The organism is Streptomyces herbicida (genome assembly GCF_032656585.1).
Lineage (GTDB): Bacteria > Actinomycetota > Actinomycetes > Streptomycetales > Streptomycetaceae > Streptomyces > Streptomyces herbicida.
Genome location: NZ_JAUYWJ010000034.1, coordinates 20,139 through 31,929 on the forward strand (window position 1 = coordinate 20,139; position 11,791 = coordinate 31,929).

Annotated in this window: 11 protein-coding genes; 9 read left to right on the plus strand and 2 right to left on the minus strand. The window is 67.9% G+C overall.

All coding sequences use genetic code 11. The features are described from left to right. Positions 1-165 precede the first annotated feature (165 nt). The 5 genes from Q8A52_RS43780 to Q8A52_RS43800 all read left to right on the plus strand — a co-directional run bounded on the left by Q8A52_RS43780 (position 166) and on the right by Q8A52_RS43800 (position 5,472). A complete protein-coding gene (locus Q8A52_RS43780) occupies positions 166-1,428 on the plus strand; it encodes an AAA family ATPase (RefSeq protein ID WP_316763037.1) in 1,263 nt (420 codons plus the stop codon). Beyond that, positions 1,425-2,525, plus strand: coding sequence for a ParB/RepB/Spo0J family partition protein (locus Q8A52_RS43785; protein WP_316763040.1), 1,101 nt, complete (start codon positions 1,425-1,427; stop codon positions 2,523-2,525). Before Q8A52_RS43780 ends, Q8A52_RS43785 begins: the two co-directional genes overlap by 4 nt. A gap of 131 nt (positions 2,526-2,656) precedes the next feature. Next, positions 2,657-3,766, plus strand: coding sequence for an FAD-dependent monooxygenase (locus Q8A52_RS43790; RefSeq protein ID WP_316763042.1), 1,110 nt, complete (start codon positions 2,657-2,659; stop codon positions 3,764-3,766). A 948-nt stretch (positions 3,767-4,714) separates the two neighbouring features. Further along, positions 4,715-5,167: a MarR family transcriptional regulator gene (locus tag Q8A52_RS43795; RefSeq protein WP_316763044.1), complete on the plus strand. Its 453-nt coding sequence runs from the start codon at positions 4,715-4,717 to the stop codon at positions 5,165-5,167. Between the two features lie 14 nt (positions 5,168-5,181). After that, a complete protein-coding gene (locus tag Q8A52_RS43800) occupies positions 5,182-5,472 on the plus strand; it encodes a cyclic nucleotide-binding domain-containing protein (RefSeq protein WP_263217399.1) in 291 nt (96 codons plus the stop codon). Between the two features lie 258 nt (positions 5,473-5,730). Here Q8A52_RS43800 and Q8A52_RS43805 read toward each other — a convergent pair whose 3' ends face one another. Continuing rightward, positions 5,731-6,192 (minus strand): MarR family winged helix-turn-helix transcriptional regulator, encoded by a 462-nt coding sequence (locus Q8A52_RS43805; protein ID WP_316763045.1) that lies wholly within the window; start codon positions 6,190-6,192, stop codon positions 5,731-5,733. Positions 6,193-6,289: 97 nt separating this feature from the next. On the opposite strand from Q8A52_RS43805, the gene Q8A52_RS43810 reads away from it, so the two are divergent. Next, on the plus strand, positions 6,290-6,787 hold the full coding sequence (locus Q8A52_RS43810) for an SgcJ/EcaC family oxidoreductase (RefSeq protein ID WP_316763049.1): 498 nt from the start codon (positions 6,290-6,292) through the stop codon (positions 6,785-6,787). 86 nt (positions 6,788-6,873) lie between these two features. Next, entirely contained in the window at positions 6,874-7,416 is a 543-nt protein-coding gene (locus Q8A52_RS43815) for an FABP family protein (protein ID WP_316763051.1), read from the plus strand. 114 nt (positions 7,417-7,530) lie between these two features. Here Q8A52_RS43815 and Q8A52_RS43820 read toward each other — a convergent pair whose 3' ends face one another. Further along, positions 7,531-8,415, minus strand: a complete 885-nt coding sequence (locus Q8A52_RS43820) for a hypothetical protein (RefSeq protein ID WP_316763054.1) — start codon at positions 8,413-8,415, stop codon at positions 7,531-7,533. 143 nt (positions 8,416-8,558) lie between these two features. Between Q8A52_RS43820 and Q8A52_RS43825 the strand changes: the two genes are divergently transcribed. After that, entirely contained in the window at positions 8,559-10,496 is a 1,938-nt protein-coding gene (locus Q8A52_RS43825) for a trypsin-like serine peptidase (protein WP_316763056.1), read from the plus strand. Positions 10,497-11,001: 505 nt separating this feature from the next. Beyond that, entirely contained in the window at positions 11,002-11,727 is a 726-nt protein-coding gene (locus Q8A52_RS43830) for a hypothetical protein (protein WP_316763059.1), read from the plus strand. The last annotated feature ends 64 nt before the right edge of the window (positions 11,728-11,791 follow it).

The window sequence follows — 11,791 nt, forward strand, 5'->3', positions numbered from 1 at the left end:
GCGTAATAGCCGGGGCGTCCTGTTGATCCCGCCCCGGCTATTACGCCGTAATACGTCTCGGTACGACGCCTCATGCACCCTCCGCCCCCCACTGGGTCTGGCCAACTTTCCCTAACTAACGTGTCGGACGCGATTTCGATCATGCGCGTTAGTAAGGTAGGCACCATGAGTTCTCCAGCCACCTCCAGTGACCGCGAGAAGGTCGTTTCCAAGCTGCCGGGTCGGCTCCGGCAGGACCTCAAAGTCAGGGCCGCTCAGCACGGCCTCGAAATCCAGAGCGCCGTAGAGCGGGGCATCACCGCCTGGTGCGGTCTCGCCTCCGCCCTGGAACCCGTCGACACCTCGGGTGCCGACTCCTTCTCCACCTTCCTCCCCCAGGGCCAGTGGGACGAGTTCAAGCGGACGACCACCGACCGCGGGGTGTCCCTCATCCAGGGCCTGGCCCAGTCCGTCAGGCTCTGGCTCGACACCAACCCCGCCCCCGATGTCGTACGCCCGGCCGTCACCCGCCGCATCGTCGTCTGCAACCAGAAGGGCGGTGTCGGCAAGACCGCCATCACCGCCGGTACCGGCGAGGCGATGGCCGAGGACCCCAACAAGCTCCACCCGGTCCGTGTGGCCAAGCAGTTGGTCGCCGCCCTCCGCGCCGTCGAGAACGACGAGCCCGAAGCCATGACCGACGACCCGATGGACGTCGAGAACCTCCCCGGCCTCGGCATGCGCGTCCTCCTGGTCGACTTCGACCCCCAGTGCCACCTCACCAACCAGCTCGGCGCCGCCCCCGTGCCGATGAACGGCGACAGCCTCACCAACCACATGGCGGGCGACCCCAAGGGAGACATCCGCGACCTCGTCGTCTCCATCGACGACGACAACTTCGACGGCCGCCTGCACCTCCTCCCCGGCTGCAACGACGCCTTCCTCCTCGACGTGCGCCTCTCCGCCGTAAGAGCCCGAGAAGCCGCTCTCGAACGGGCCCTGGCCCCCCTGGAAGCCGACTACGACGTCATCCTCATCGACTGCCCGCCCAGCCTCGGCCTCAGCATGGACGCCGCCGCCTACTACGGCCGCCGTCGAGACAACGAGAAGCCGGGTCAGTCCGGTGCCCTCGTCGTCGTCCAGGCCGAGGACAGCTCCGCCGACGCCTACGAACTCCTCACCACTCAGATCGAGGATCTGCGCGCCGACCTCTCCCTCGAAATCGACTACCTGGGCATCGTCGTCAACCTCTACGACGGCCGCCGCGGCTACATCGCCACCTCCTCCCTCCAGGGCTGGGTGGACATAAAGGATCCGCGCGTGGTGGGCCTCGTCGGTGACCTGAAGGAACAAAAAGAAGCAGTCCGCATGAAGCAGCCGTTGTTGTCCTACGCACCCAAGTCCCAGCAGGCCGTCAGCATGCGCGCCCTGGCCCGGGAGATCTCATGACGAAGAAGGCCGAGCAGCTGGGTGCCGGCCGGTTCGGAGCCTCGGCACGACCGGTCAGCGCCCGCCGCGCAGCCGTGGCCGCGGCCACCGGAGTCCCCACGGACGGAGTCGCCCCGCCCACCGAACTCCCTACCCACCGCATCAGCCCGAACCCCGACAACCCCCGCTCGACCCTCGGCGATCTGACCGAGCTCGCGGGCAGCCTGAGCACCCACGGCCAGAAGCAGGCGATCACGGTCATGAACCGCGACACCTACATCAAGGCCAACCCCGAGCGCGAGGCCGACCTCGAGGCCGACACCTATTACGTCGTAATCGACGGCAGCAGCCGTCTGGCCGCGGCCCGCGAAGCAGGCCTGGCCACCGTCAAGGTCATGGTCAGCGACGACCAGGGGAGTACCTCCGAGGAACTCCTCGAGTCGGCCCTGGTCGCCAACATCCACCGCCAGGACCTCGACGAGCTCGACGAGGCGAAGGCCCTCAACCGCCTCCTGGCCATCCACGGCAGCCAGACGGCCCTCGCCAAGCGCCTCCACCGCTCCCAGGGTTGGGTCTCCCAGCGCCTGGCCCTCCTGAGCCTCACCCCCGAACTCCAGTCCCGCATCGGCCACGACCCCATCGACCTCCTGCGCGCGGTCGGCAACAAGCCGGCCGACCAGCAGGAGACGGCCCTGGAGGAACTGAAGGCGGAACGAGCCCGCAAGGAAGCCGAGCGCCCTGCGCAGAAGCCAGGCAAACGCCCGGCAGCCACCCCTCCGGAGTCCAAGCCCGAGGCATCCACTCATTACGACGTAATAGAAGACCCGGCGCCCGAGCCACAACCCGACCTTGAACCCAACCCCAACCCCAGCCCCAGCCCCGAACCCAGTCCCGAACCGGAAACTGCGCCCACAGCCTCCGCCACCACACCCACCGTCGACACGGACCTACTGGTCCCCGAACCCCGCTCCGACTCCTCGATCCCCCCGAAACTCCCCTACGACGACGGCGCCTTCCTCGCCATGCACCTCATCCGCAAGATGACGGACACGGAGTTCGACAAGATGCTCGGCATCCTCAACGAACACCAGCAACAGCGCGCAGCCGCCGACAACTGAACATCACAACGGGGGCCCCTGCCGAACGAAGGCCGGGGCCCCTCGGTCTGCCTATTACGTGGTAATGGCTCACGGGAAGCATGGGGGAGTGGCTGCCCTGATCCGGCGGCCTCGCGTATGGCCGGAATCCGGTGTTGATCACCGGCCCGCATTGTCCCAGGCTGAGGGTCTTGCACAGTCGAGGAACGGGGGTTCCGGTGAAGGTCCTCATCTCCGGCGCGAGCGTTGCCGGTCCGGCGCTGGCCTTTTTCCTGCATCGGGACGGGCATGAGGTGACGGTGGTCGAGCGGGCCCGGTCGCTGCGCGACAGCGGCTACGCGGTCGACTTCCGCGGGGCGGCGTTCGAGGTGCTGGAGGAGATGGGCATCCTCGAGGAGGTCCGCGCGCACGCGACCGGAATGCGCGGCACCGATCTGGTGGACGCGGATGGCAAGCGCACGGGCGAGCTGCCGGCCGAGACGTTCGCCGGGGAGCTGGAGGTGCCCAAGCGGGAGCTGACCCGCATCTTGCACGCACACACGGCGGACGCGGCGCGCTATGTCTTCGACGACTCGATCAACCACATGGAACAGGACGCGCGCGGCGTCCGGGTCGGCTTCGAGCGCGGCGAGCCGGACACGTTCGACCTGGTGATCGGCGCCGACGGCATCTATTCCGTGGTGCGCCGCCTGGTCTTCGGTCCGCACTCCGCGGTGACACGGCACCTTGGACTGTCGGGCGTCGGGTTCAGCACGGCGAACCATCTCGGCCTGGACCATCGAGGCGTGCTCCAGCAGCTGCCCGGCCGGGCCGTGTACCTGTTCAGCTCCGCGGACTCTCACCGGATGTCCGTCAGCCTGTCCTTTGCCAGCGACTCGGCGGAACTGGATCTGCTGGGGCGTGTGGAGCAGGAGCGGATCGTGCGTGATCGGATGGCCGACGCTGGATGGCTGGTACCGCGGCTGCTTGAGGATATGGCTGCCGCTTCGGACTTCTACTTCTCCTCGGCCTGCCAGATAGAGCTGGACCGCTGGTCTGAGGGCCGCGTCGCCCTTGTCGGTGATGCCGGCTACTGCGCTGCACCAACTTCCGGCATGGGCACCTCCCAGGCTCTGATCGGCGCCCGCACCCTCGCCCGCCGCCTCGCGGAAGCGGACGGCGACCACACCAAGGCCTTTGCCGCCTACGAGCAGGAACTGCGCCCGTACGTCACACGGAACCAGGAGATCGGCCGCGAGGGAGCCCTCCGCTTCGGCGCCTAACCGCATGACGCGATTGATGCACCGCTTAAAGGTGTTGCACTGAGAGGTTCTGCCGAACGAAGGCTGGGCCCCTCGCGCCACCTATTACGCCGTAATAGGTGGCACCCCTGGTGTGGACCCTTCACCGGCACGAGCGTCACGTGGCGCGATCCTGGCCGCCATTACGTCGTAATGGATCACCGGCAACATGGGGGAGTAGCAGCTCTCCGCCTGCGTCTCCCTTCCTCTGCCCTCCCGTCGCCAGCCCACCCGGCTCTCCCCCCGGGTCACCCGCGGCCCGTCCCACCCTCCGCGCCGACACGACGCAAACGTGGCTGAGCTGGGGGAGTGGTTGCTGGAGGCACACGCGCGCCTGCCCGTTCGACGCGCCCGCCGTTGTGGCTGACTTTCGCTGGCTGAGGTCCAGAAGGGGTGGCGTAGGTAACGCGACAAGGCAAAGCGGGTATTGCTGCTGTGGGAGGCCCTGGCAGGCTCCCATGAGCCTGCCGCTCAGTGCGCTCCCCTCCCGAACTGCCCGCGTTCCGGAGGAACCTGACGCACTGCCAACAGCGGGCTGCGCAACCGAAGACGGCCTCAGCTCCAAGTAAGAGAGCGTCAGTCGCCCAAACCCACGCTGACCTGCGAGAACGCCACCTCCGACCCAGTTCCTGGGAACTGCCAGGCAGTTCCTGGAACAGCACACACGGTCTGAGGGATCGTGGGCCAACGATCCTGGGAACTGGGTACCACGTTCCTAGGATCGTGGCAGATTGACTTGACGTTCATGAAGGCGGCCCAGAAAACCCCCTTCTACGCCGTTCGGGCGGCACTCGAGATCCGGTCGAGAAGTCCAGCGACACGTCCCTCTGGGCAGGGCTGATCGACTTCTTGCTCATGTACGTTAAGTTCATCAGGTCGGCCTGAAAGCCGCCCTCGTGAACTCTTCAGCAACCAGCCTCGGAGGCCCTGTTGGGAACAGCGCGCAGACTGCTGGACGCTGACACCGGAGAGATCGTCCCCTATGCGCCGTACGCCTTCTCCGGCCGGCACACCCAGGTCGACAAGGCACGGGTGGAGGCGATCACCGAAAGCAGGGCCTTCACTCCCAGCCAGAAGTTCCTCGTCCTGTGGTGGATCGGAGTGTCACCGGAAGGCATGGAGCCCCTCAAGGCCACCGGCGCGGACATCGGCCAGCGGGTCGGCATGTCCACCGATGCCGTGGGGAAGATCAACCGGAAGTTGGCCAAGCACCGCATCCTGATCGTCCGCGGCCGCATCGGAAACTACAACTTCTACCGGATCAGCCCGTACATTGCCTTTCACGGGACTGGGATCGAACAGCGCGAAGCCATCAAGACCTGCAACCCGCCGGACATCCCCGGATTCGACGAGACAACCCCCGCACGGTGGGAGGCAAAGTGAGTAACACCAAGGACATGACCCTCCGCCTGCTGGAACACACCGCCGGCCTGCCCGCCAACCAGCGCCTGATCCTGATGCTCTACGCCGCGCACCCCACGGACCGCGCCGGCACGGTCAGCAAGACGGCCGCCGAGCTGGCCGACGTCCTTGGCATGTCGCCCACCGTCTTCTCCCGCACCCGCCGCCAGATCGTCGAGTCCGGCTGGCTGGAGGAGTCCGAGCGCCTGGGTCACATCCGCTACTACCGCCTGAGCCCCAAGGCCACCGGCGAAGAGGTCGTCGTACCACTGCGCCGCGCAACCTGATGTGCCCCCGTCCTGGTGGACTTACCTGATTGACCTGAAGTTCATCAGCTAAGTCCACCAGGACGCCTCGCATGCACTGCAGTCAATGACAAGCACACATACGAGACCGCCCGGGCCACACCCGGGCCGGGCGCGACTGGAACCAATGGGCCACCCCCGTCCCGCGTTTCCCCGGGTGGCAGGTCTTGGAAGCCGGCCCAAATCCTCCAACCATCACCGCCCCTGGACGCGGGGGAGTGGGCCGGTGGTGCGCCGACGTCAGCCGCCGCCCTCGGTGCGCAGCTGCTCCCCGGCCGCCTGGTAGGCGACGGCGGCGCGGGTGAAGTAGTCGAAGAGGACGTCGAGTTGCTCGGGGGAGTAGCTGCCGAGGATCTCGCCGATCCTCTGCCGGGCGGGGGCCATGACACGATCAAGGTCGGCGGGCTTGCCCGCCGGTTCGACGATGACCTTGCGCCGGTCGTCGGGGGAGGGGACGCGGCGTACGTAGTCGGCTTGCTCCAGGCGGTCGATGAGGCGGGTGGTCGGTCCGGTGGTGAGGCCGGTGCGGGTGCCCAGCTCACCGGGGGTCATGGGGCCGGTCAAATGAAGGATGTTCAGCGCGTACAGGTCGGTGGCGCCGAGCTCGCAGGCTCTGGCGCTGGCGTGGCCGTGGAGCATCACGGCGCTGAGGTAACGGCGGTAGATCTGGCTGGCGTCGGGGCGCCTGGCAGGCGTTGACACGGGCTTCCTCACTCCATAATCTCTTCTTTAAGGAAGAGAAGTCTTCAAAGAAGTATCTTCTTCGAAGAAGATATCACCGGCGCACCGGAGGACCACCATGGCCGCGCACCTGAACCCCGCCACCCCCCTCGACCCGGCCCGCACCGCGGACACCGCGGCCGTCCATGCCCTGCTCGAGCGCAGCTGCGCGGCCTGGGCGAACGGCGACGGCGCCGCGTACGGCGACCAGTTCACGGCGGACGCCACCGATGTCACCTACGTCGGCACCGCGTATCACGGCGGTACGGAGATCGGCCGCGCCCACCAGGCCCTGTTCGGCAGCTTCCTCAAGGGCACCCGGCTGATCGTCGAGATCACCGACCTGCGCTTCTACGGCACCGACACCGCCGTGGTCATCACGCGCGGCGATGTGCGCAAGGGCGACCCGAAAGCCGACGACGACCTGGCCAAGCTCGGCAAGCTCGCCACGTACACGGTCGTCCGCGAGGCCGACGGAGCGTGGCGCATCGCCGCCGTCCAGAAAACGCAGCGCAAGCCGCTGATGGAGGCGGTCTCCTTCCGCTTCCAGCCCGCCACCCGCCCCACCGCGCGCTGAACCCCGAGCTGACCGCCCTGCGCGTCGCCTAGCAGATGGACGCCTAGGCTTTCACCCGGCACCGGCACAACCCAAGGAGCGCGAACGTGTACGACCCCGCACCGGAGCACCCGTACCCCGACGCCCACCGGCCGGACGACGCGCCCGCACCGCACGCTCTGCTCGAGCCCGTACTCGGCTTTCTGGGCACATGGCACGGCCGGGGCCAAGGGGAATACCCCACACTCGAGGGGGACTTCACGTACGCACAGCAGGTCACCTTCAGCCACGACGGCCGCCCTTTCCTCCGTTACGAGGCCCGGGCCTGGCTGCTCGACGCCGACGGCGCACCCCTGCGCCCGGCGGCTCGGGAGAGCGGATGGTGGCGGCTCCAGCCCGACGGCCGGGTGGAGGCGCTGATCACCCAGCCCACCGGCATCGCCGAGATCGCGGTCGGCCGAGCGGCACAGGACACGGTCGATCTCGCCACCCACGAGGTGGCCCTCACACCCACTGCCAAGGAAGTCAACGCCACCCGCCGCCGCTACACCCTGACCGACAACGACACACTCACGTTCGTCCACGACCTCGCGGCGGTCGGCCAACCGCTGCAGCACCATCTCTCGGCAACCCTGCGACGCACGCGGTAGGCCGTACCGTGCCGGCACCTCCTCGCCGAGGGCTGGGCGAGATGTACGCACCCTGTGACATCTTCCGGGCTGCGAGAGTCGGCAGCTCCTGCCTCGTCTCGTCCTGCGCAGCGTTCAGGCGGAGTGTGGGCGGCGGCGGGCCCGGGCCCGTAGGAGAAGCGCCGTACCGGCTGCTGAGGCGAGGAGCAGGCCGCCTCCGGTCCAGGCCACCATCGCGGTGCGGGATGTGCCGGAGGAGTGCGCCGCCGCCTGTGTGGAGCAGGCGCCCGCGCGTGCTGCGGGGGAGATGCGCAGCCGGGCCCACGGTTTGTCAGGGCCGTCCTGGTCGACGTCGTGCCGGTAGACGACGTAGAGGCCGGGCGCGGCGTCGCACTTGAGGGTGGTGGTGGCGGTCAGGACGGCTTTGGCGCCACGCAGGGTGGGCCGGTCGGTGAAGACACGCGAAGTGAGGGTGATGTATCCGTCCTTGCCCTCGTCGTCGTTGTCGGTGATCGTGATGCGGCTGCCGGCCCGGAAGGTCCGTACGTCCCACGGCGACTGGGGCCACGTGTCGGTTGCCGCCCAGCGTTCTTCGCGGTCCGGCGGGGGCATGTTCTTGACCTTGTCGCGGCAGGCGCGGCGTGCGTCCTCGTCAGTCGGCTCGACGTGCACCCGCGCCCATGGGGCCGGACGACCCACCGGGCCCTCGGCGTTGGCTCCGGCCCGGGTAACCGGATAGGTGCCAGGCCGGGTGTCGCAGGCAATGGTGACGGTGGCCGTCAGCAGTGGTGCCACCATGCGCAGCTTCCCGGCCGCGACGAACGCGGGTGAGTCGACGGTGTCGCCGTACGCGGCCTGTCCGTCCGCTGCCTTGACCGCCAGACTGTCGCCGGGATGAACGGACCGGACACTGTGCAGTGGCAGCGTCGGTGTCGGCGGGGAAGCCGAGGCCGGCCCTGCTGTCAGGAGGGGCAGCAGGAGCGGGAGCGCCGCCCATGCGGCTGTACGGAGTCGATCCATCGCCTTGCCCGTCTTGATATTTGACGTTATGTCATGGACTGCTCAGTAGTATGCTGCCGATCTTTGCATCGAACGAATGTGTGATTCTGGAAAGTTCGGGACCGCTTGCCGTTCGGCCTCCTCCAAGATGGAAAGAGACCTCATTGCGTTCCAGACACAGATGGATTCCGGCCCTCGCGCTCGGACTGTGCGCCGGCGTACTCTGCGCCGCTCCGGTTTCGGCCGCGACCGCCGCCCTGCTGCCGCAGGCTTCCGCAGCGCCGACGCCCCCCGCCACCAAGGCCCAGGCGCCGTCGCAGCCACCGGCACCCTCGTCGTCGGCGACCACGGGGGCCGCCGAACCGACCACCTCACCCTCACCCTCGCACGCACCGAACCTCGGTGAGGAGGAGAAGTACTGGACGGCGGACCGCATGGACAACGCCGTCCCGGTCGACTCCATTACGGCTCCGGCCGCCGCCGCACGGCACGGCCTGACCGGTGCGGCCGCCGCGCACCGGCCACCGCCGTCCGGCACGCCCGATCCCGAGCATTTCGGCGGCCACCCGATGGTGGGCACGTTCTTCTTCGACGGCACGCCGCTGGGCGGCAAGAGCACGTACTGCACGGGCAGCGTCGTGCACACGGCCGCCAAGGACATCGTCCTGACCGCCGGACACTGCGGAGTCGGCCTGAACGGCGCCAAGCACCGCATCTTCGTGCCCCAGTACCGCAACGGCGAGTCCGCCGCCGATCAGCCGCACGGCGTCTTCCCGGTCACCCAGGTGTACTTGGACCCGCGCTACAAGAAGAACACCAAAGCGCCCACCTCCGACCTCGACCTGGCCTTCGTATGGGCCGGCGCCAACAGCCGGGGCGAAGTGGAGGACGTCACCGGGGCTCTGACGTTCACGCCCACCACCAGCTACACCCACAAGGTGACTGTCATCGGCTATCCCAGCACTGACAGCGTCAACCCCAAGCATGAGCCGGTCCGTTGCCCCGTCACCACTGCGCAGCTCCCCGGCTTCCGACAGATGCGCATGACCTGCAAGGGCTTCTACGGAGGCGTCTCCGGCGGCCCGTGGATTGAGGACTACGACCCAACCACCGGCACCGGCAAGGTCATCGGCAACACCGGGGGGTACAACGGCGGCGGCAACGACGCCAACGACGACTGGGTGACGTACTCGCCGATCTACGGCGAGGACGCCCAGGATCTGTTCAACGACGCGGCCGCGCACCGACTGGTGGACAGCAAGCCTCCGTACCAGCCGTCGACGGACCCATGGCTGCCCGGCACGGCGCCCACCTGGCAGCACGCCAAGCTGCTGGCCTCCGGCGACTTCCGCCACACCGGCCACAGCGACATGATCGTGGTCTGGACCGACGGCGAGGTCACGCTCTACCCCGGCAACGGACGCGGTGGCTACGACACCGAACGGCAGCTGCTCGCCGCCAACAGCACATGGACCCACGCGGCCACCATCACGGCCGGCGACTTCACCGGCTCCAACCAGTTCGACCTGCTGGTGCGCTGGTCCGACGGCGAGGTCACCCTCTACGGCGACGTCGGCTCCAAGGGCCTGAACCGGGCCGGCACCCAGATGATCAAACCCAACGACACCTGGAAGAACGCCACCCAGATCGCGGCGGGCCGCTTCAACGCCTCCCAGTACGTCACCGATCTGATCGTGCGCTGGGTCGACGGCGAACTGACCCTCTACACCAACGTCAGCGCCGGCACCTTCGGCCAGGAGCACAAGCTCAAGTCCCCCCACGACACCTGGAAGGACGCCACACTTCTCACCAGCGGCGAGTTCTCCGGCAACCAGACGTGGGACCTCATGGTGCGCTGGTCCGACGGCGAGCTCGACAACTACGTCGGCACCACCACGTCGGGTCTCGGCACCGAGCAGCGCATCCTGAACCCCAACAAGCTGTGGACGCACGACGCGGCCATGACGACCGGCGACTACACCGGGAACGGTCGTACCGACGACCTTCTCATCCGCTGGTCCGACGGTGAGACCACCATGTACACCGACACACTCGCCAACCGCCTGGGAACCGAGCACACGCTCGTCGCCCCGACCTCCTGAACCCACCGAACCCACCCGGCCGGCCACGGAACAACCCGTGCGCCGGCCGACGCCGGCCGATGTCCTCGAGGACGCTCCGCCGTCGACCCGGCAACATGGCGAGCGCCTGGACCGAGTGATCGCTGCTGAAGCAACCGGCACCGCCACATGACGCTCCTTCATGGTGACGTGGGGCTGGGTGACCGGCACATGCAAGGCGCGGAACACCTGTCAAAACAGGCATGAAAGCCATGTACCTCAGATCTTGCTCATATGGGTAGGTCTGGTGATCATCGGACTTCTATGATCGAACTGGCCGGCCGCGGGCCCGAGTTGCTTCGCAGGCCGGACCCCTATGCACAAGACCGAAGGATTTCGAGTGTTCAGAACCGGCTCCCGGGCCTCATACCACCGCCACACGCTCCCGTTGCTCGCGGCACTGACCACCGGGGCACTCCTGGCCATGGCCGGTCCAGCGAGTGCCGCGACGGACGAGACGGCAGGTGCGCCACCGTCAGGAGCCCGTGTGGGCATACCTGATTCGGGTTCCGGGCGCGTCGTCGTGGCCGACTCCTCGGGTGCCCGGCTCGGTGTCGGGCTGCCCGGCTCGCCGCAGGCGCAGTCCGAGACGTACCCGGACGGCACAGTGATGTACGCCGAGCCGGCGGCCCCCACGGACGTGGCCGTCCGCGTCTCGGACAGCGGCGCGGTCAGCGCGCTGGTCGTCCTCAAGAATGCCGACGCGCCCAGCGAGTACCGTTTCCCGCTCAACCTCCCCGAAGGCAGCAGCGCGGCAGTCAACGCCAACGGCGGGGTGACCGTCGCCGACAAGGCCGGCCGCCCGGTCGGAGCGTTCGCCGCCCCCTGGGCCTTCGACGCGAACGGTGCGCCGGTCCAGACGAGTTACCGCCTGGAAGGCGGTGAACTCGTCCAGACGATCCAGGCCGACGAGAACACGGCCTTCCCGGTCGTCGCCGACCCTTCCTGGTGGGACAAGGCCAAGGAGATAGGCGAGGGCATGGTCACCGACACCTGGAACTCCATGAAATGCGGAGCCGCGCTCGGGGCCGCCTTCATCCCTGGAGCCAAGGCCTACAAGGTGATCAAGGAAGCCGGGGGGATCAAGAAGATCCTCACGGTCCTGGCCAGCGTGGACACCAAGAAGGGGGCCCTGTCCGCCCTCGGCTCGGGCGGATCCAGCCTGTTCGGCATCAAAGCCATCAAAAAGGCATGCTTCGACGACCTGAAGTAGTCCGTCCGGCAACTCGCTCTTCTACCTGCCGCTGGTCTACTTCCTCGACCGGACGGTCAGCGTG

What these genes read in the sequence shown, in the direction of transcription:
- Q8A52_RS43810 (WP_316763049.1), top strand. Translation starts at nt 6,290, where the DNA reads ATGGCCGCGCACCTGAACCCCGCCACCCCCCTCGACCCGGCCCGCACC.
- Q8A52_RS43800 (WP_263217399.1), top strand. Translation starts at nt 5,182, where the DNA reads ATGACCCTCCGCCTGCTGGAACACACCGCCGGCCTGCCCGCCAACCAG.
- Q8A52_RS43820 (WP_316763054.1), bottom strand. Translation starts at nt 8,415, where the DNA reads ATGGATCGACTCCGTACAGCCGCATGGGCGGCGCTCCCGCTCCTGCTG.
- Q8A52_RS43780 (WP_316763037.1), top strand. Translation starts at nt 166, where the DNA reads ATGAGTTCTCCAGCCACCTCCAGTGACCGCGAGAAGGTCGTTTCCAAG.
- Q8A52_RS43785 (WP_316763040.1), top strand. Translation starts at nt 1,425, where the DNA reads ATGACGAAGAAGGCCGAGCAGCTGGGTGCCGGCCGGTTCGGAGCCTCG.